This window comes from Hyphomicrobium sp., from assembly GCF_019744875.1.
GTDB lineage: Bacteria > Pseudomonadota > Alphaproteobacteria > Rhizobiales > Hyphomicrobiaceae > Hyphomicrobium_C.
On sequence record NZ_JAIETU010000005.1, the window covers coordinates 858,045 to 875,179 of the forward strand.

The window sequence follows — 17,135 nt, forward strand, 5'->3', positions numbered from 1 at the left end:
ACCGAGCTTCGCGACTTTCTTAGCGTGGTTTCGTCACGACTTTCCTAGCGCGACTTCGTCACGATTTGCTCGGCGTGCCCGATGATGCCGTGATGGAGTCGGCTTGCCAAGGGGCCATGCCGCGCGTCACGGCGAGGCGGATCGCGGCGGGCAGGAATTTCACGTATTCCTGGGCCAGAAGACGCGTGGTGGTGACGTCGAGCCACCAGACCTTGTGGCGCAGGTCGTCCGGCGCGACAGGGTGGGGCATGAGCTCGATGTCCGGCATGGCGCGGGCCAGCTCGGCGAGGCTGCGCGGCATGTGATAGCTGGCGGTGACGACGATCAGCTTGTCGTAGCCGAAGGCTTCCGCCCATCGGCGCGTCTCGTCGGCGTTGCCGACCGTGTTCAGGGCCGCATAGCCGAGGTCGACGCAGCAGTTGAAGGTCTGCTCGTCGAGGCCGGAAATCTTGATCAGCGACGACCGGCCGATCTTGGTGTTGACGCCCGAGATCAGGAGGCGCTCGCCGCGGCCGTCCTTGAGCAGGCGGGCGGCTTCCTCGATGCGGGTCTGGCCGCCGGTGAGGACAACGATGCCGTCAGCGCGCAGGTCACGGGCCTCCGGCTCCCGCATGACGGCGTTGGCGAACAGCACAAAGCCGAACCCGACGACGAACAGCGACAGTCCCAGGAAGCCGACGATGGCGCGTCTCGACCGCATTCCGCTTTCAAGGTCTTTTGCATGCCGCCCGTGGGGGCACGCGTGTTTCTCAAGCAACGAGCAGACTAGCTGATTTGGCCGGCCTTGTGACAGGCCACGGTGGGCCGACCGAATACCTTGATTAACAGGCAAAAAACGCGGCAAACCCGCCAGTTGTCCCAGGCTGTCTCAGTGCCGGCTGTTCAGGATCCGGAAGACGCCGAATCGGGACGTGAGCATGCAGATGGCCGCGATGACGACCACGACGATGCCCATCAGGACGTAGCCCGCCAGGTCGAGTGCGCCGGAGCCGACCAGGCGGTGCAGCTCCGTGAGCGTCATGCTGCCGCCGCCCAGGATCTGGACGATGGTCGGCATCAGCAGGAAGACGGAGAGCGCGAGCGCCGCCCCGACCAGCCCGGCGCGGACACCCAGGCGCAGGAAGTGCTTTTCGAACTCGCGCGCGATGAAGCGGTCGTTGGCGCCGACGAAGTGCAGCACCTCGACGATTTCGCGGTTCGAGGCCATCGAGCTTTTGGTGGCCGAGACGATGATCGCCGTCGTGGCCATGGCGACCAGCGCGAGGATGGCGAGCCCGCCGAGCGAGAAGCTGTTGGTGATGGTGGCGATCTGCTGCTGCCAGCGGCGGTGGTCGTCGAGGGTGGCGCCGTCGAACTGGGCGGCAAGCCCGGTGCGCATCATGTCGACGTCCGGGTTGCCGGAACGGTCCAGCTCGATGGCGATGAGCCGGGGCAGCGGCAGCGCCGCGAGATCATCCATTGCGCCGAGCCACGGCTCCAGCAGCTCCGCGGATTCGGAGGCGGACAGCACCTTGACCGAGCTGACGCCGCTTTGCTGGTTGAGGTAGGCGGCGACGTCGCGGACGACCTTTTCGGTGTCGGTGCCGTCCTTGGGAATGACCTGGACGGTGATCTCGCTCGCGATGTCCTTGAGCCACGAATTGGCCGACTGGCGGATCATGTACACCGCGCCGACGGTAAGGCAGGCCAGGAAGCACATGATCGTGATGACGAGCGTTAGCGAGCGGCCCGTGACCGATCCGGCCGGCACGATGGGCGCGGCCATCGACTGCTCTTTTTGCGCCTCGCGGGGCGGCGCATAAATGTCGGGCCGGGACTGGCGCTCGTATTCCGACCTCAGCGCGGCTTCCGAGTTGGGGTCGTAGGTGCCCTGCGTGTGGCCGCCCTGAGTCACCACGCCGCCCTGAGTGACTGAGGCGTCGTCATAGGGATCGTACTCGTAGCGTTGCGGCTGATCGAGGCCGCGCAGCATCGGTCGATCGGGTTTGTCATACGATGCGGACATGACCGTCGTACAGCTCCAGGCGAGAGGCTTTGAATTGCCGCATCAGTTGATGGTCATGGGTGGCGATCAGCACGGACGTGCCGAGGCGGTTCAATTCGATGAAGAGGCGCAAGAGGCGGCGCGCCATCTGCGGGTCGACGTTACCGGTCGGCTCGTCGGCCAGCAGCAGCTCGGGCTTGGCGATGACGGCGCGCGCAATGGCGGCGCGCTGCTTCTCACCGCCCGAAAGAACGGAGGGATAGGCGTGCATGCGATCGCCGAGGCCGACCCACTGCAACAGGTCCGTCACATCCTCCTTGTAGTCGTCGAGGCGCTTGCCGACGACGCGGAGCGGAAGGGCGACGTTTTCCCAGGTGGTCAAATGTTCGAGCAGACGGAAATCCTGGAACACGATGCCGATGCGCCGCCGCAGGGGTGCGCGCTTGCTGGTCGTGATGCGGCTCACGTCCTGGCCGAACAGCTCGATCTGGCCGCGCGTGGGGTGCAGCGACATGAACAAGAGCCGCAGCAGCGAGGATTTGCCGGCGCCGGAGGGGCCGGTGAGAAAGTGGAACGAGCCCGCGCGGAGGTGAAAATTCACGTCCGACAGGACCTCCGGACCGCGATCGTATTTGAGACCGACATTGTTCAACCGTATCACGGGTCTCTCGCTCCGGGCATCTCATGAGGGGTCAGGCGTCAGTGCGCCTATATGCGTGAAGGCGGCGGCAGTATCAATTGGTTACGAATATGGCAGCGGCATGTACAAGAATGATTGGTGTTCACGACTTCTGGCCTGGCCCACTTGCCTTCCCGGCCTCGTGACCCAATAGTCCGGGGCAGGGCCTGCGGCGGCTTGCCAGACACTTGCCAGACATCGGGTTCGAGCAAGCATTCCCCCGCAAACTCATGATTCAACGATGATTCGCGGCCCCCTTGGGGCAGCGCGTGGTGCGCCGGAGGCGCCGAGAGGTACGAGGTATGACGGAGCTGACATCCGACACGCAATCCGGCGTGGAAGTGATCTATTCGGCAGACATGATCGCGACCCGTCTTGAGGGGCTGGCGCAGGAAATCATCGCGCGCGGGCTGGAACGGCCGCTGGTTGTCGCCGTGCTCAAAGGCAGCTTCGTGTTCGCCGCCGACCTGATCCGGGCGCTGCACCGGTCGGGCCTCGAACCGGAAGTCGATTTCCTGACGTTGTCGAGCTACCGCAAGAGCCGGACGTCGTCGGGCAAGGTGGAGATCCTGCGCGACCTCGATCTCGGCGTGGACGGGCGCAACGTGCTGCTGGTCGACGACGTGCTCGATTCGGGCCGCACGCTGGTGTTCGCCAAGGACCTGATCTCGGCGCGCGGCGCGAAGGAGATCCTGACCTGCGTGCTAATCGACAAGAAGGTGCCGCGTGCGGTCAACGTGCACGCCGACTTCAGCGCTTTCGAAGGTGGTGACGAGTTCGTGGTGGGCTACGGCATGGACGTGGCGCACCGCTATCGCGAACTGCCGTTCGTGGGACGGATGATGCAAAAAGAGACCTAGGTCTTCTGCCGGGTCCTCGGGGGAGCGCACGATGGCACGGATCCTACTCGCCGATGACGACGGGGCAACGCGCGATCTCGTCAAGCGGGCGCTTGAATCGGATGGCCATACGGTGTCGATCACCCAGGACGGCATGGAGGCGCTCGAAACGCTGACCACGGGGCCGGGGTTCGATGTGCTCGTGTCGGACGTGCACATGCCGGGGCTCGACGGCGTGGAGCTTGCGCGGCGTGCGATCGCGGCGGCGCCTGAGCTCAAACTGCTGCTGATGTCCGGTTTCGCCGAGGAGCTCGAACGGGCGCAGGCCCTGAAGACCGCGAGCCTCGGCGTCATCATCAAGCCGTTCTCGCTCGACCAGATCCGGGCGGCGGTGCGCGCGTTGCTGGCCTAACGGCCGCCGCTACAACGCGTTCTTGCGCTGCTGGATCATCATGTAGGTGTCCATCGTGTGCTCCGCGAGCTGGAACCACAGGAACTGCTCGGCACGCACGGCGGTCATCGCATCGTAGATTTTCTTGAATGCGGGATTTTGCGCCGACAGCTCGGCGTAGATGTCGTTCGAGGCTTTGAAGCAGGCGTCCAGCACCGGCTCGGAAAACGGTTTCAGGATGGCGCCGGCTTTGACGAGGCGGCGCAGAGCTGCTGGGTTCTGCGTGTCGTAGCGGGCCATCATGATGGTGTTGGCGGTCTGGGCGGCGCCGCGCAGGATGGCCTGATACGTCTTCGGCAGGCTTTGCCATTTCTCGAGATTGAAAAACAGGTGCAGCATGGCTTGGCCTTCCCACCAGCCGGGATAGTAGTAGTACGGCGCGACGCGGTAGAAGCCGAGCTTCTCGTCGTCGTAGGGCCCGACCCATTCCGCCGCGTCGATCGTTCCTTTTTCGAGGGCCTGATAGATTTCACCACCGGCGATCTGCTGGGGCACAGCGCCGAGCCGGGACATGATGGCGCCGCCGAATCCGCCGATGCGGATCTTGAGGCCCTTCCAGTCTTCGGCCGTTTTGATTTCCTTGCGGAACCAGCCTCCCATCTGCGCGCCCGAATTGCCGCTCGGCAGGGCGAAGATGTTGTAGCGCTTGTAGAAGTCGTTCATGAGGTCGATGCCGCCGCCTTCGTACATCCAAGCGTTCTGCATACGGCAGTTGAGCGCGAACGGAACGCAGGTGGCGAGCGCGAAGGTCGGGTCCTTGCCCCAGTAGTAGTAGGATGCCGTGTGGGCCATTTCGACGGTGCCGTCCGAGACGGCATCCATGGCCTGCAGGCCGCCTACAATCTCGCCGGCAGCGAAGACCTGGATGTTGAAGCGTCCGTCCGTCATTTCGCCGACAATCTTGGCGAACACCTCGGCGGCGCCGTGGATCGTATCCAGCGATTTCGGGAAGCTCGACGTGAGACGCCACGTCAGGTTGGGCATGCTCTCGTGGACGGCCGGGGCCGTGGTGGGAGCGTCGCATGCGGCAAGGCCGGCTGCCGCGCCGCCTGCGCCGGCCACCTTCAGGAATTTGCGGCGATTAACGTTCGTCATGGTTCCCCCGGTCCCGATTCCGGCGGGACTATAGACATATCGTGGCGCGAAATCAGCCCGCGCGGAAGGCTAACCGTCGAGTCCCGTGTTGCGCTCCCACGCCCTTGAAGTAGGCTGAGCATGCCGATCCGCTTCAGCCAGGGATTATCTCGATGCGCCGTCGTTCTCTCGCAGGCCAGACCGCCTTCGCCGCGGCAGCCCTCATCCTGATGACGCCGCAGCTCATGACCGAGGCAGGAGCGGCCGACTGGTGGATGCTGCAGCAGACAGAAACCGGGCGCGAGTGCTCGCCGCCGATCGAGGCCGACGGCATCAAGCTGACGCCGGACGTGCTGATGAAGCAGCATTCCGAATGCAAGCTGATGGATGAAACGCCGTCGCTCGACCTCGAGACCGTGATGGTCAATTGCGAGGGCGATATCGGCCGCGTGTTCATTTTCAGTAAGAGCAAAGCGTCGTGCGAGCGGCTGGCGCAGGAGTGAGAGCGACGACAGGCTCGACGGCCGGCGTGACGCTCGGCGCGCTTCTGGCCGGCGGGCGGAGCCTGCGCATGGGCGGCGGCGACAAGGCGTTGCGGACGCTGGCCGGGCAGCCGCTGATCCAGCATGCGATCGCGCGCCTCAAGCCGCAGGTGGCCTCGCTCATGCTTAGCGCGAACGGGGATCCGGCGCGTTTCTCAGCCTTCGGTTTGCCGGTTGTCGCAGACGAGACGGCCCAGTTTCAGGGGCCGCTGGCGGGTGTGCTCGCGGCGCTGCGGTTCTGCGCTGCCTTCGATCCGCGCGTGAGGTTCGTCGCCAGCGTGTCGACGGACGCGCCGTTCATTCCCGACGATCTCGTCGCGCGTCTCGGCGAAGCGCTCGAGGCCGACGCCGGTGCCCGCGTTGCGGTGGCGTGCTCAGGCGGGCGGCGCCATCACGTCATCGGCCTCTGGAGGATCGAGGCGGCGGACGAGATTGCGGACGCGCTGGCGCGGGGGGAGCGCCGCGCCGAGACGATGGTCGATCGGCTGGGAGCGGTCTCGGTGACCTTTCCCGATGTTGTTGTCGGGGGGCGGGCCATCGATCCGTTCTTCAACATCAACACGCCGGATGAACTGGCCTTCGCAGAGGCTGTGCTCGCGGAGGGGGATTCGACGCGAACGCTGCGGGTTCCCCCCCTCCTAACCTCCTCCACAAGGGGGGAGGAACAGCGTTGTGCTCCGATCCTTGCGGTGAAGCCATTCGTGGTGGGCGTGGCGGGATGGAAGAATTCGGGGAAGACGACGCTGGTCGCGCGGCTGGTGGCGCATCTCGTCGCGCAGGGGTTTCGCGTTTCGACCGTCAAGCATACGCACCACGACATTTCTCCAGATGAAGCCAACACGGACAGCGACCGCCATCGCGCGGCGGGCGCGCACGATGTTGCGTTGGTCTCGCCGCGCCGCTGGCGTGTGGGAGGCGTCATGCGCGAGGAGGCTGAGCCGCCGCTTGAGGCCGTCGTCGCGGCGCTCGCGCCGGCCGATATCGTAATCGTCGAGGGCTACAAAAGGGCGGCGATCCCGAAGATCGAAGTGCGCCGCGCAGGCCAGGGTGACGGCGCGCCGCTCGCGGGACGCGATCCGCTCGTTTTCGCCGTGGCATCGGATAGCGCCGTGCAGGCTGACGCGGTCCAGACTGACGTGGCGACGTTCTCGCTCGACGACGTGGCGGGTCTCGCGGCGGCGCTGCTCGCCAAGGGATTTCCCGAGGGCGGGTCATGAGCTTCGGTCGTGTCGCGTGGGCCAGTGCCCTTCTCGTGTTCGGTAGTGTGCAGGTGTGCGGCGACAAGGCCTCGGCAGGCGACCCGCCGTTGAAGCCGGGACGCGATCCGGGTGGCGTCGCTGTGGCGGTGCTGGCCGACGGGTTCGACTATCGGCTGCCAGAGGTGGCGGGCGTCCTGGCGCGCGACGGGGAAGGCGTCGCGATCGCCTGGGACAGCATCGGGCGCGATCCGTTGCCATTTCTCGCCGACGGCAAGGGCGCCAACGCGGCCCGGGCCGTGACGGCGCTGGGCGGCGTGCGCGTGATCGCCATCCGCGTTGATGCGCGCGATCCGGCGTCGGTGGGGCAGGGCATCGCGTTCGCGGCCAATACGCCGGCGCGGATCGTCGTTGTGGATCTTTCGGATCAGGAGCTGGCGGCCGTCGGCGTGCTGGAAGCCGCGGCGAAGAAATTCACGGATCTCGTGTTCGTCGCTTCCCCGGCGCGGGACGCTGCGGGCCCAGACGCGGACGGCCCGCAGAACTTCGTTCGCGTCGCACGTGGGGCGTCCGCCGTTGCGGCGGCGGATGCGGTAGCGGCTGTGCTCGGCTGCGGGCGGGGCGCGCTAGCCGGCGGAGACGGGGCGCAGCGTGGCGCCGATTTTCGCAAACGTTTCGGCGGGGAAGCCAAGCCGGACGCCGCGTCCTGCGATCCAAAACGCGGCTCCGAGTCCGGACAACAGAAGTAGCCACAGGCCGGTCATCGTGCGGGCGGACCCGCGCGTTTCAGATATTTGTTTGTGTGGCGCGTCGTCGTTCCGGAACAGGCGCGCGCGCCGGAGCTGCGATGCGTCGGATGCGCGCCAGGCGGCTTCGGATGAGACCGGCGCAGGGGACGGGCCCCTGGCCGGGATCGTAGCGGCCGCCGCAAGCGCGAGCGCGCAAGCGAGAACGATGGCCGATGTCCGCATGAGCGAGCGTCCCTCTCCTCGGGGAGAGGAACGCTCCCCGGATGCTACTGGAACAGCACGAGCGCCTTGACGGCGGTCTGCCAGACACCCCACGCAAGCGGCACGCCAACCAGCAGCCAGAACAGAACGGCCTTGGCATCGAGCCCGCCTCTGCCAATTCCGAACGATCCGGTCGTGGCGCCTGCGGCCGCGTTGGTCAATTTAGCCTGCTCGGCGGCGACTTCGGCGTCGCTCATGTGCCATTTCGGATCAACAGGACGGATCAGGAGATTGGCGATGAAGCCGACCACCAGCATGCCGCCGAGGATGTAGAAAATCTGGCCGTAGAGCTGATCGGGCGCGATGCCCTCGGCATAGCGGGTGTCGTGGAGATAGTTGACGACCACCGGCCCAACGATGCCCGCCGTGGACCATGCCGTAAGCAGACGCCCATGGATGGCGCCCACGAACTGCGTGCCGAAGATGTCGGCCAGGTAGGCGGGCACGGTCGAGAATCCGCCGCCGTACATCGATGCGATGATACAGAAGCAGCCGACGAAGAGCGCCAGGATCTTCCAATCCGCCGAAAACGCGGCCAGCACATAAAGGGCTGCGCCCAGCGTGAAGAAGATGAAGTAGGTGAGCTTGCGGCCGAGTTTGTCGGAGGCGGATGCCCAGGCGAACCGGCCGAAGATGTTGAAGAGCGAAATGAGGCCGACGAAGCCCGCGCCCACCGCCGCCGCAGATGCCGCGAGGACGGCGTCCTTCTTCATATCGAGATAGCCGACGCCGGGCTGGCCCGCGAGCGCGCCGCCGAATGTTTCCTGCAGCATGGGCGAAGCCGCGCCGATGATGCCGATACCGGCGGAAACGTTCATGCAGAGCGCCAGCCAGATCAGCCAGAACGCGGAGGTCTTGTGGGCGTTATCGAGATGCACGTGGTTGGACGTGATCATCGACTTGGCGCTCGGCGGCGGCGTCCAGCCCTCGGGCTTCCAGCCGGGAGGCGGCAGACGGTAGCCGAACGAACCGATCGTCATGAACACGACATAGATGGCCGCCATGGCGACGAACGTTTGCCAGACGCCGGGTTCGGTGGCTGTCTTGAAGATCTTGTCCATGAGGAACGTCGCAAGCGGCGAGCCGATCATGGCGCCGCCGCCGAAGCCCATGATGGCCATGCCGGTGGCCATGCCGCGCCGGTCAGGGAACCATTTGATCAGCGTCGAAACCGGCGAGATGTAGCCGAGGCCGAGGCCGATGCCGCCGATGACGCCGGAACCCAGCCACATCAGCCACAGTTGGTGCGTGTAGACGCCGAACGCGGAGATCAGAAGGCCACCGCACCAGCAGATCGTGGACACGAGCCCGGCCTTGCGAGGGCCCGCGCGTTCGAGCCAGCCGCCCCAGATCGCCGCCGAGACGCCCAGCAGCACGAAGAAGAACGTGTACATCCAGCCGAGATCGAACTGGCTCCAGTTGCAATCGGTGGCGGTGAGCGCCGTCAACGTGCCGGCCGCCTTCTCGCTGAAGGTGACGGCGCCGGCCGAGCATTCGGCGAGCGGCTTGCCGTCCGCGCCGGTCAGCGCGCCCTGCAGCGGCTTCCAGAAAACGGAGAAGCCATAAGCCATGCCGATGCAGAGATGGATGCAGAGCGCGGCCGGTGGAACGAGCCACCGATTGAAGCCGGCCGTCGCGACAATTCTCTCGCGATCCAGCAAGCCGGGTGCGCGCAGCCCCCCCGCTACGTTGGTCTGTGCCATGGTGTTTCGTCCCCCGAAGCCTATGCTCGCCCAGATACCCGGGCAATTTTTTTGCCTAGCAGTACCGTGCTGCAGCACGACGAACAAGCCCCGGGCGGGGTTGAAGTCGCGGCTAACACCGCTACTCTATAGGGAACAATTTGCATTCGAGGCCAAAGCCGCCGCATGATCCCGAGCAGGATCGGCCGGGCAGGCAGGCCGACAAGGACCGCTGAATGACGTTTTCGCCGCCACCTCAGACGTCGGACAAAGCCGCCGCCTCCGAACCGGCGCTGGTCGATCCGTTCGGGCGTCACGTGAGCTATCTGCGCGTGTCCGTCACGGATCGCTGCGATTTCCGCTGCGTCTACTGCATGAGCGAGCACATGTCCTTTCTGCCGAAGAAGGACCTGCTGACGCTCGAGGAGCTGGACCGTCTGTGCTCCGCCTTTATTTCCAAGGGCGTGCGGAAGCTTCGCATCACGGGCGGCGAGCCGCTGGTGCGGAAGAACATCCTGTCACTTTTCAAGTCGCTGTCGCGCCATCTGGAAACCGGGCGGCTCGAAGAGGTGACGCTGACGACCAACGGAAGCCAGCTCGCCAAGTTCGCCGGAGACCTGCGGACGGCCGGCGTGCGGCGCGTCAACGTCTCGGTCGACACGCTCGATCCGGTCAAGTTCAAGGCCGTCACGCGCTGGGGCGATCTCGCGACCGTGCTCGACGGCATCAAGGCGGCGCAGCGCGCGGGCCTCGCGATCAAGATTAACGCGGTGGCGCTCAAGGATGTGAACGAGCACGAGATCGACGACCTGATCCGGTTCGCGCACGGCGAAGGGCACGACCTGACGCTCATCGAAACGATGCCGCTCGGCGAGATCGAGGGCGACCGCACCGACCAGTACCTGCCGCTGTCGCGCGTCCGCGCCGACCTGCTCGAGCGCTGGACGCTGGACGATATTCCGTTCCGCACGGGTGGGCCCGCCCGCTATGTGACGGTGCGCGAGACCGGCGGCCGGCTCGGCTTCATCACCCCGTTGACGCACAATTTCTGCGAGAGCTGCAACCGCGTGCGCGTGACCTGCACGGGCACGCTGTTCATGTGCCTCGGACAGGAAGATGCCGCCGACCTGCGCACGCCCTTGCGCGCGAGCCCCGACAACGGCCTGTTGTTCGAGGCGATCGACGCGGCCATCCAGCGCAAGCCGAAGGGGCATGACTTCGTCATCGATCGGCGCGCGCAAAAGCCCGCCGTGGGACGTCATATGAGCATGACGGGGGGGTGAGCTTCCCGGCGCTCGTGGAGTAGGGGGCGAAGAGCATGTCGAGAGCACTGCTGCGCCACGCCCGCCTCTCGCGACGCCAGCTCATTACGTTCGCACTCGCGTCGGCGGTGTTGAACGGCATCATCACCGCCAGCGTCGGCGCGTGGCTGGCGCAGACCTACTCCGCCTATCAGGCGCGGCGCCACGCCATCGAAACCATCGCCAACCTCGTTTACGAGCGACGCACGCGGGCGGGCATGGTCGCGTCCGCTATCCGCCGCAACGCCGATCTCGAAGAGGTGCGCCACCGCAAGCAGGCCTATGACGAAGCCTATGTGGAGTGGAACAAGAACGTGATGCTGAACCTGTTCGCCATTCGCGAGGCGGCGGGCGATCTCAGGTTCTCGGCGCTGGAGCCGCTGTTCGAAGACCACCTGATCGCGGCGATGGCCGACGTGGATCGCTGCGTGACGAAGGCCTACGACGCGCGGGTCGTCAATGGCGATGCCAAAGCGATCCTGGAAGCGTGCCGCATGACAGACCTGCACCAGTTCGTGCTCGATTGCGGGGCGACGTTCACCAACGAGCTCTACAAGCTCACGCGGCTCACGTTCATTCCGTTCACCGGAGAGTTCGACCGGACCAAGGCGCTCGCGGAAACGCACATTCGCGATGCCTGCGGGGTAGTGCCGAAGCCGGTCGCGCCGGCGCCGTCGCCTGCTCAGGCGCCGGCACCCGCTTCCCCCGAAGTTTCGACAGCGCCTGCCGCGCCGCAGCCGACGGCGCCCGCTGGCGCGACTCCGTCGCCCGCGTCTGACACCGCGGCTCCCAAGTAGCAGCTCTCAAGTCGACGAAGCGCGGCGTCACACGGATTGCGGCAGCGATTGCCGCCGTGAGCTACGGGCGCGCCTGCATGGCTTCGAGAGCTCCTGGAACGCCGAGAAGATTGTGCGGCACAGCGAGGTAGCGCCCCGTGACGCCGACAATGGCTCCGGCGACGACGAGCGTCATGACCCAGCCGAAGGTGTTCATCATGCGGGCGTGGCGGCGTCCGCGGCGCGCGGCCCGCATCCACGGTGGCGGCGACACGACGCCCTGCGGTTCTACCAACGCCGGTTTCCGGTTGAGGTCCTTGAACAGCGCGAGGCTGGCGTGGCTCGGGCCCGAGACGATAGCGCCGCCGCTCCGCTCACGGTCGGCCAGGTCATGGTCGTCCGGTTCATGCTCCCAGGCTTCATGCTCCCCGGCGCTGGGCTCGCGCGATTGGGGGTCACTTTTTTTCTGGTCGCCTGGCCGGGGCTTTCTCGGTTCCGAAGCAGCCGCGCGCATCCGCGCTGCAAGCTCCCGGCTCGCCGCGGACATTCCGCTGGGGGCCCCATCGGAATAGCGATCGCCGAAGCCAGCCTCGGTGAGTGCGGCTTTAAGGGATCTGTTGCCCGCTTGTGCCATCGACAAAACTCCGCAAGTGCGGGACGCGTACAAACACTTATCGCTGCCACAACGTGTTGCCGCTGTCGCAACGCCGGACCGCTGTCGCAACGGCGGTACTCGAGGACGCGTTCCGCCTTCGCACGATTATGCTAAAAAGCTGCGCATCGGGCAATGTTGGTGCACTGCGAAATTTTTCGGCCCGCGTGGCTGTTCGCGCCGGCCGCTCACTCTGGGGGATCTTGACCATGCTTTTGCTGATGATCGGCCTCGTGCTGTTCCTGGCCATTCACCTCGTGCCGACGTCTCCCAGCTTGCGTGACGGGTTGATCGAGCGGTTCGGCGCGGGCGCGTACAAAGTCGCGTTCTCGGTGGTTTCGCTGATCGGGTTCGCGCTCATCGTGGCCGGGTATCACAAGCTTCAGATGATGCCCGGAAAGAACCCGGTGCTGTTCGATCCGCCGTCGTGGACGCGCCACATCGCGTTCCTGCTGATGGTGCCGGCGATGATCCTGATCGTTGCGTCGGCCATCCCGTCGCGCATCCGCACGGCGGCCAAGCATCCGATGCTGGCGGCCATCAAATTCTGGGCGCTGGCGCATCTGCTCGTGAACGGCGATCTCGGATCGCTGATCCTGTTCGGAAGCTTCCTCGCGTTCGCCGTCTACGATCGGATTTCCATCAAGCGGCGGCCGGGCGTTGCGGTGCCGCCGACGCCGACGAGCCCGCTCAACGACGTGGCGGTCGTTGTCGTGGGCCTTGCGCTCTACGCATTCCTGATGTTCGGCGGGCATGGCGCGCTGATCGGCGTGCCGCTGACGAGCTTCAGCTTCGCGCCGTAACGCGCCGCGTGGGCTGATCGCCGCGATCAGTGCAGCGGAACGATGAAGTCCGTGTATTCGCCGGTTTCATTGCCGATGCCGCCATCGGAAATGATCATCGAGGACCCGGGCTTCATCACGTCCGCGATCTGCTCGCGCACGTCCTCGGGAATGGCGATGCGATCGAGGGCTGCGGCGGCGGTCTGAGGCGAGGTAGAGACCGGCGCGGGCTGTTGTTCTTTCGCCTTCGCCGTCTTGTCCTTCTTCGACTTCTTGACGTCGCTTGCCTTGTTGTAGGGGATCGATGCGACGCTCCACTGCATGCCCGTCCGGTCCGCCGTGTAGTCGAGCGCCGTGAAGACGTGCGTGCCGATGGGCTCGTCGGGTTTGTCGAAGGCGACCTCGACGTCGAACATGTCCTCGTAGCCCTGGCGGACGTAGAGGCGCTTCTTCGCGCGGCTGACGAGCACGGAGACGGGCAGGTTGCGCTTCTGCTCCATGCGCTTGGCGGCGAGTTCTTTCGAGAGGCCCCGCTGCAGGCGGGCATTGGCGCTCGCGAGTTCGTTCATGGCAGCGGTGCGCCTGGCGTCTGCCTCTGTCGCTGCGGCTTCGGCTGCCTTGAGCGCGGCGTCGGCCGATGCCCAGGCGACGCGAGCCGCTTCGGCGAGCGCCGGGTATTCCAACAGCTCGTCCTTGAGCTCGGCGATGCGTGCGTCGCGTACGGCCGGGTCCACCTTTTTCGCGGACACCTTCCTGGCGGCGGCCTTCTTGGACGCGGATTTCTTCGACTTACGCTCTTCGCGCGTGACGGGCGGGGCCTCCGGCTTTTCGAGCTCGGCAAGCTCGCGGTCGGCGCGGGCCTTGGCCTGTTCCAGCTCCTTCATTTCCGTCCTGGCCTTTTCAGCCTCTGCGCGCGCGGCGATCAGCGGCTGGCGTGCTGCGGCGGAAGCTTTCTGGGCCTGCTCGAGCAGGTTGGCTTTCTCGGCACGCTCATAACCGGCCGCGCGGATTTCGCCCGTCAGGGCTTCCATCTCGGCGCGGCGGCGCTCGCGGTAGGCGGATCGCGGGGTCGTCATGTCGGGCGTTTCCGACGCGACCGCTGTCGAGACGCCGAGGACCTGCGAAACGGTTGAAGCGCCCGCGGCGCCCGAGGCATCGGCAACCTTTACGTTGGCGGGCGCGGTGGCAACGGCCTCAGGAGGGAAAGCGGCAAACAGGCGGTCGTGCACAATCGGCACAGGCGTCACGGGCTCGCGGCTGACGATGACGCGCGTGCCCATGCTCGTCATGCCGAACAGCTTCTGAGAAAAGCCATGCGGGAGACGGATGCAGCCGTGGGACGCCGGATATCCGGGCAGCGCGCCCGCGTGCAGGGCCACGCCCGACCAGGTGATGCGCTGCATGTTCGGCATCGAGGCGCCGGCGTAGAGGTTGGAGTAGTGCTGGCGCTTCTTCTGCACGATCGAATAGACGCCGGCCGGCGTGCTGTATCCGACGCGGCCCGAGGAAACGGGCGATTCCGCGATGGGGCCGTTCGCGTCGTAGACCACCAGGCGCTGGCGGGAGAGCGATACGTTGATGACGAGCGGGCCTTTGGCCGCCGCGCGCTCCACGGCCGCCTGCGAGCCCTTCTTTTTCTTGCCGGACGGCTTGGCGTCCTCGTTCTCGATGACGGCCGGCTCAGCGCGGCGCTTGACCTTCTGCAGCTTGGCTTTCGGCGGGGCGTCGTCCCAGTTGCCGAAGAGGCCTTGCGCTTCGGCGCGGGTCGGGGCCAGCCCGGCTCCGGCGGCGAGCACGGCCGCAAGGGCGATCAGCGACAGGGCCCTGGCCGGCGAGGGCTTTACTGCCACAGGCGCGGAACACGTTGCGGGCTTGCGAATTGCAAAAAGGGGCACGACCAACCATCCCTGCCAAGCGTTTCTGGAAAAACCCAAGCGAAACAAGGCGTAGCGTCTGAGCTTTGAAAGTCTTTTATAAGACCTCAAGGTTACCAGAACATTTTCCACCTGTGCAATTCGGGAGATCACCGGTGTGAAATCTGGATGATCAGTGTGGCTGCAATGTCGATGGCGCGACCGTTGACGATGCCCGAACGCACGGCTGGCGTCGCTGCACTGCGGGGTTTAGGGTCCGCCTCCCAGAGTTTTCTTGGAGACATCAGCAGGATATGTCCCTCCATCCGCTGAGCCGCCGTTTGATGGCTCCCGACATCACCGCCATGAAGCGGGTGAAGCCGATCATCTCGCTCACGTCGTATCACGCTCACACGGCGGCGATTGCCGACAAGTACTGCGATTTCCTGCTCGTCGGTGACAGCCTGGGCATGGTCATGCACGGCTACGAAACGACCGTGCCGGTGACGCTCGACATGATGATCGTGCATGGGCGCGCCGTGGTGCGGGGCGCGAAGAAGGCGTTGATCGTGGTCGACATGCCGTTTGGCTCCTACGAGGAGAGCCCCTCGGTCGCCTTCCGGAACGCGGCGCGGGTGATGAAGGAGACGGATTGCGGGGCGGTGAAGCTCGAGGGCGGCCAGCGCATGGCGGAGACGACGCGCTACCTGGTCGAGCGCGGCATCCCTGTGATGGCGCACGTCGGTCTCACGCCCCAATCCATCAATGTTTTCGGTGGGTTCAAGACGCAGGGCCGGACGCGCGACCAGTGGGCCGCGATCGAGAACGACGCGCGCGCGGTGGCGGAAGCCGGAGCGTTCGCGGTCGTGCTGGAAGCGATGGCGGAGCCGCTCGCGGCGCGCATCACGAGCGCGATCCCGATCCCGACCATCGGCATCGGCGCGTCGTCGGCCTGCGACGGGCAGATCCTGGTGATGGAGGACATGCTCGGGCTGTCGCCGCGGGTGCCGAAGTTCGTCAAGAAGTTCGGCGCGGTCGCAACGGCCATCGAGGAGGCCATCCAAGCCTACGCCGACGACGTGAGCGGCCGCCGCTTCCCGGCCGAGGAGCACGTCTACGGCATGAAGGACGACCCCGAGCCGGAACCCCCTCAGGGCGCGGCCCAGTCACGAAAAAGCCGGAAAAGCTGAGCATTTTGCGGCCGCGGTTGAGAACCGGCAGCAGCCCGGTTCACATCATTTGCTCTCGGCGGGGTTAGCGCGCTATCAAGCGCATCTCAGCGGGCCGGTGGTCCGATCGAGTTGCGGGAGCCCCCAGTCGTGGTCACGGCTGGTCTTTCACGGCTCGGGGACGCGTTAATCACAATGGGTGCTACGGGGCTTTTATGGTCGACAATAACGACGCGCTGATCCGCGAAGTCAACGAGGAGATGCGCCGCGAGCAACTCGCAAGGCTCTGGGAACGCTACGGATATTACATCGCGGGCGCCGCTGTGGCGATCGTTGTGGTGATCGCCGGCGCCAAGCTCTGGGAGACCCAGCGGATTGCGGCGGCCAACCAGGCGGGCTCGGAGTACGAGCAGGCCGTGGACCTCGCCAAGTCGGGCAAGATCGAGGATGCCGGGAAGGCCTTCGACAAGCTCGCGGAGACCGGACCCAAGGGCTATGGCGCCCTCTCTGCGCTGGCGCACGCCGGTACGCTCCTCAAAACCGACAAGCGGCCCGAAGCCCTGGCGGTTTTCGACAAGATCGTCGCCGACAAGTCGACCGATCCGCTGCTCGCAGATTTCGCACGTATCCAAGCCGCATCGCTGCGTCTCGGAGAGGCCGACTTTACCGAGATGGAGAATCGGCTCAAGCCTTTGACCGGTGAAGGCAGCTCGTGGCGCTACATCGCCGGAGAGCTGCTCGGCACCGCGGCGCTGAAGGCCGGCAAGCTCGACGAGGCGCGCGCTACTCTGCTGCCTCTGCTCGCCGAACCCGGACTGACGCAGTCCGCGAAAGAACGCATCGATCGCCTGATGGGCGGGATTGCCACTTCGGAGCTTTCGAACGCCGCTCCGGCACCGACGACGCCTGCTGCAGCACCGGCCGAAAAGGCGGTTGAGCCGTCCGCGGCGCCCGCGGCAAGCCCGGCCAAGCCTGAGACGCCGCCGGCCGCGAAAGACTCGGAGAAGCCCGCATCTGCCCCCTAGAGTCGTTCCGGCTCAAGTGGATCGCGGAACATCTGTCGTTCTTTGTTTATCGTGCTTCGTGTTGGAAAGCCGGTGCCCACTTGTTCCGAAAGCACTCTGAGGTCGGTCCTGGAGGGTTGA

The 17,135-nt window shown here is 65.7% G+C and carries 17 protein-coding genes; 10 read left to right on the forward strand and 7 right to left on the reverse strand.

Annotated features, from left to right (window positions below; translation table 11 throughout):
- Positions 1 to 58: 58 nt before the first annotated feature.
- The 3 genes from K2Y42_RS14015 to ftsE all read right to left on the reverse strand — a co-directional run bounded on the left by K2Y42_RS14015 (position 59) and on the right by ftsE (position 2,645).
- Complete coding sequence (locus tag K2Y42_RS14015) at positions 59 to 700, reverse strand: YdcF family protein (RefSeq protein WP_291153577.1); 642 nt, start codon at positions 698 to 700, stop codon at positions 59 to 61.
- Positions 701 to 868: 168 nt separating this feature from the next.
- On the reverse strand, positions 869 to 2,005 hold the full coding sequence (locus K2Y42_RS14020; protein ID WP_291153579.1) for an ABC transporter permease: 1,137 nt from the start codon (positions 2,003 to 2,005) through the stop codon (positions 869 to 871).
- Positions 1,989 to 2,645 carry a cell division ATP-binding protein FtsE gene (gene ftsE, locus K2Y42_RS14025; RefSeq protein WP_291153582.1) on the reverse strand — a complete coding sequence of 219 codons (657 nt, stop codon included), beginning with the start codon at positions 2,643 to 2,645 and terminating at the stop codon, positions 1,989 to 1,991. The genes K2Y42_RS14020 and ftsE overlap by 17 nt, the downstream gene beginning before the upstream one ends.
- Positions 2,646 to 2,965: 320 nt before the next feature.
- On the opposite strand from ftsE, the gene hpt reads away from it, so the two are divergent.
- Positions 2,966 to 3,523 carry a hypoxanthine phosphoribosyltransferase gene (gene hpt, locus K2Y42_RS14030; RefSeq protein ID WP_291153585.1) on the forward strand — a complete coding sequence of 186 codons (558 nt, stop codon included), beginning with the start codon at positions 2,966 to 2,968 and terminating at the stop codon, positions 3,521 to 3,523.
- 31 nt (positions 3,524 to 3,554) lie between these two features.
- On the forward strand, positions 3,555 to 3,914 hold the full coding sequence (locus K2Y42_RS14035; protein WP_291153588.1) for a response regulator: 360 nt from the start codon (positions 3,555 to 3,557) through the stop codon (positions 3,912 to 3,914).
- A gap of 9 nt (positions 3,915 to 3,923) precedes the next feature.
- Here K2Y42_RS14035 and K2Y42_RS14040 read toward each other — a convergent pair whose 3' ends face one another.
- Entirely contained in the window at positions 3,924 to 5,048 is a 1,125-nt protein-coding gene (locus tag K2Y42_RS14040) for a TRAP transporter substrate-binding protein (RefSeq protein WP_291153591.1), read from the reverse strand.
- Positions 5,049 to 5,200: 152 nt separating this feature from the next.
- Here K2Y42_RS14040 and K2Y42_RS14045 point away from each other — a divergent pair, with 152 nt between their 5' ends.
- From K2Y42_RS14045 to K2Y42_RS14060, 3 genes are read left to right on the forward strand one after another with little or no spacing between them, the layout of a single operon-like run.
- Positions 5,201 to 5,530: a hypothetical protein gene (locus K2Y42_RS14045; RefSeq protein WP_291153594.1), complete on the forward strand. Its 330-nt coding sequence runs from the start codon at positions 5,201 to 5,203 to the stop codon at positions 5,528 to 5,530.
- Positions 5,527 to 6,786 (forward strand): molybdenum cofactor guanylyltransferase MobA, encoded by a 1,260-nt coding sequence (gene mobA, locus K2Y42_RS21280; RefSeq protein WP_366512400.1) that lies wholly within the window; start codon positions 5,527 to 5,529, stop codon positions 6,784 to 6,786. Before K2Y42_RS14045 ends, mobA begins: the two co-directional genes overlap by 4 nt.
- The gene (locus tag K2Y42_RS14060) at positions 6,783 to 7,514 is read left to right on the forward strand and encodes a hypothetical protein (protein WP_291153597.1); all 732 of its coding nucleotides are present in this window, start codon (positions 6,783 to 6,785) and stop codon (positions 7,512 to 7,514) included. The genes mobA and K2Y42_RS14060 overlap by 4 nt, the downstream gene beginning before the upstream one ends.
- A 266-nt stretch (positions 7,515 to 7,780) precedes the next feature.
- On the opposite strand, the gene K2Y42_RS14065 is transcribed toward K2Y42_RS14060, so the two are convergent.
- Positions 7,781 to 9,478: an OFA family MFS transporter gene (locus tag K2Y42_RS14065; RefSeq protein ID WP_291153599.1), complete on the reverse strand. Its 1,698-nt coding sequence runs from the start codon at positions 9,476 to 9,478 to the stop codon at positions 7,781 to 7,783.
- 215 nt (positions 9,479 to 9,693) lie between these two features.
- Between K2Y42_RS14065 and moaA the strand changes: the two genes are divergently transcribed.
- Together moaA and K2Y42_RS14075 are read left to right on the forward strand one after the other, a co-directional pair.
- The gene (gene moaA / locus K2Y42_RS14070) at positions 9,694 to 10,740 is read left to right on the forward strand and encodes a GTP 3',8-cyclase MoaA (protein WP_291153602.1); all 1,047 of its coding nucleotides are present in this window, start codon (positions 9,694 to 9,696) and stop codon (positions 10,738 to 10,740) included.
- A gap of 35 nt (positions 10,741 to 10,775) precedes the next feature.
- On the forward strand, positions 10,776 to 11,555 hold the full coding sequence (locus K2Y42_RS14075) for a hypothetical protein (RefSeq protein WP_291153604.1): 780 nt from the start codon (positions 10,776 to 10,778) through the stop codon (positions 11,553 to 11,555).
- A 61-nt stretch (positions 11,556 to 11,616) separates the two neighbouring features.
- On the opposite strand, the gene K2Y42_RS14080 is transcribed toward K2Y42_RS14075, so the two are convergent.
- Positions 11,617 to 12,168 carry a hypothetical protein gene (locus K2Y42_RS14080; RefSeq protein ID WP_291153607.1) on the reverse strand — a complete coding sequence of 184 codons (552 nt, stop codon included), beginning with the start codon at positions 12,166 to 12,168 and terminating at the stop codon, positions 11,617 to 11,619.
- 227 nt (positions 12,169 to 12,395) lie between these two features.
- Here K2Y42_RS14080 and K2Y42_RS14085 point away from each other — a divergent pair, with 227 nt between their 5' ends.
- Positions 12,396 to 12,989, forward strand: a complete 594-nt coding sequence (locus K2Y42_RS14085) for an NnrU family protein (RefSeq protein WP_291153610.1) — start codon at positions 12,396 to 12,398, stop codon at positions 12,987 to 12,989.
- A 26-nt stretch (positions 12,990 to 13,015) separates the two neighbouring features.
- Here the strand turns inward: K2Y42_RS14085 and K2Y42_RS14090 are convergent, their stop codons facing one another.
- A complete protein-coding gene (locus tag K2Y42_RS14090) occupies positions 13,016 to 14,818 on the reverse strand; it encodes a L,D-transpeptidase family protein (RefSeq protein ID WP_291153612.1) in 1,803 nt (600 codons plus the stop codon).
- Between the two features lie 317 nt (positions 14,819 to 15,135).
- On the opposite strand from K2Y42_RS14090, the gene panB reads away from it, so the two are divergent.
- Together panB and K2Y42_RS14100 are read left to right on the forward strand one after the other, a co-directional pair.
- Positions 15,136 to 16,011: a 3-methyl-2-oxobutanoate hydroxymethyltransferase gene (panB, locus tag K2Y42_RS14095; RefSeq protein ID WP_291153615.1), complete on the forward strand. Its 876-nt coding sequence runs from the start codon at positions 15,136 to 15,138 to the stop codon at positions 16,009 to 16,011.
- Positions 16,012 to 16,205: 194 nt separating this feature from the next.
- Positions 16,206 to 17,015: a tetratricopeptide repeat protein gene (locus tag K2Y42_RS14100; RefSeq protein WP_291153618.1), complete on the forward strand. Its 810-nt coding sequence runs from the start codon at positions 16,206 to 16,208 to the stop codon at positions 17,013 to 17,015.
- The last annotated feature ends 120 nt before the right edge of the window (positions 17,016 to 17,135 follow it).

Excerpts from the sequence above, each read along its gene's own strand:
- K2Y42_RS14015 (WP_291153577.1), bottom strand. The coding sequence starts at position 700 with ATGCGGTCGAGACGCGCCATCGTCGGCTTCCTGGGACTGTCGCTGTTC.
- K2Y42_RS14020 (WP_291153579.1), bottom strand. The coding sequence starts at position 2,005 with ATGTCCGCATCGTATGACAAACCCGATCGACCGATGCTGCGCGGCCTC.
- hpt (WP_291153585.1), top strand. The coding sequence starts at position 2,966 with ATGACGGAGCTGACATCCGACACGCAATCCGGCGTGGAAGTGATCTAT.
- K2Y42_RS14035 (WP_291153588.1), top strand. The coding sequence starts at position 3,555 with ATGGCACGGATCCTACTCGCCGATGACGACGGGGCAACGCGCGATCTC.
- K2Y42_RS14040 (WP_291153591.1), bottom strand. The coding sequence starts at position 5,048 with ATGACGAACGTTAATCGCCGCAAATTCCTGAAGGTGGCCGGCGCAGGC.
- K2Y42_RS14045 (WP_291153594.1), top strand. The coding sequence starts at position 5,201 with ATGCGCCGTCGTTCTCTCGCAGGCCAGACCGCCTTCGCCGCGGCAGCC.
- K2Y42_RS14060 (WP_291153597.1), top strand. The coding sequence starts at position 6,783 with ATGAGCTTCGGTCGTGTCGCGTGGGCCAGTGCCCTTCTCGTGTTCGGT.
- K2Y42_RS14065 (WP_291153599.1), bottom strand. The coding sequence starts at position 9,478 with ATGGCACAGACCAACGTAGCGGGGGGGCTGCGCGCACCCGGCTTGCTG.
- moaA (WP_291153602.1), top strand. The coding sequence starts at position 9,694 with ATGACGTTTTCGCCGCCACCTCAGACGTCGGACAAAGCCGCCGCCTCC.
- K2Y42_RS14075 (WP_291153604.1), top strand. The coding sequence starts at position 10,776 with ATGTCGAGAGCACTGCTGCGCCACGCCCGCCTCTCGCGACGCCAGCTC.
- K2Y42_RS14080 (WP_291153607.1), bottom strand. The coding sequence starts at position 12,168 with ATGGCACAAGCGGGCAACAGATCCCTTAAAGCCGCACTCACCGAGGCT.
- K2Y42_RS14085 (WP_291153610.1), top strand. The coding sequence starts at position 12,396 with ATGCTTTTGCTGATGATCGGCCTCGTGCTGTTCCTGGCCATTCACCTC.
- panB (WP_291153615.1), top strand. The coding sequence starts at position 15,136 with ATGTCCCTCCATCCGCTGAGCCGCCGTTTGATGGCTCCCGACATCACC.
- K2Y42_RS14100 (WP_291153618.1), top strand. The coding sequence starts at position 16,206 with ATGGTCGACAATAACGACGCGCTGATCCGCGAAGTCAACGAGGAGATG.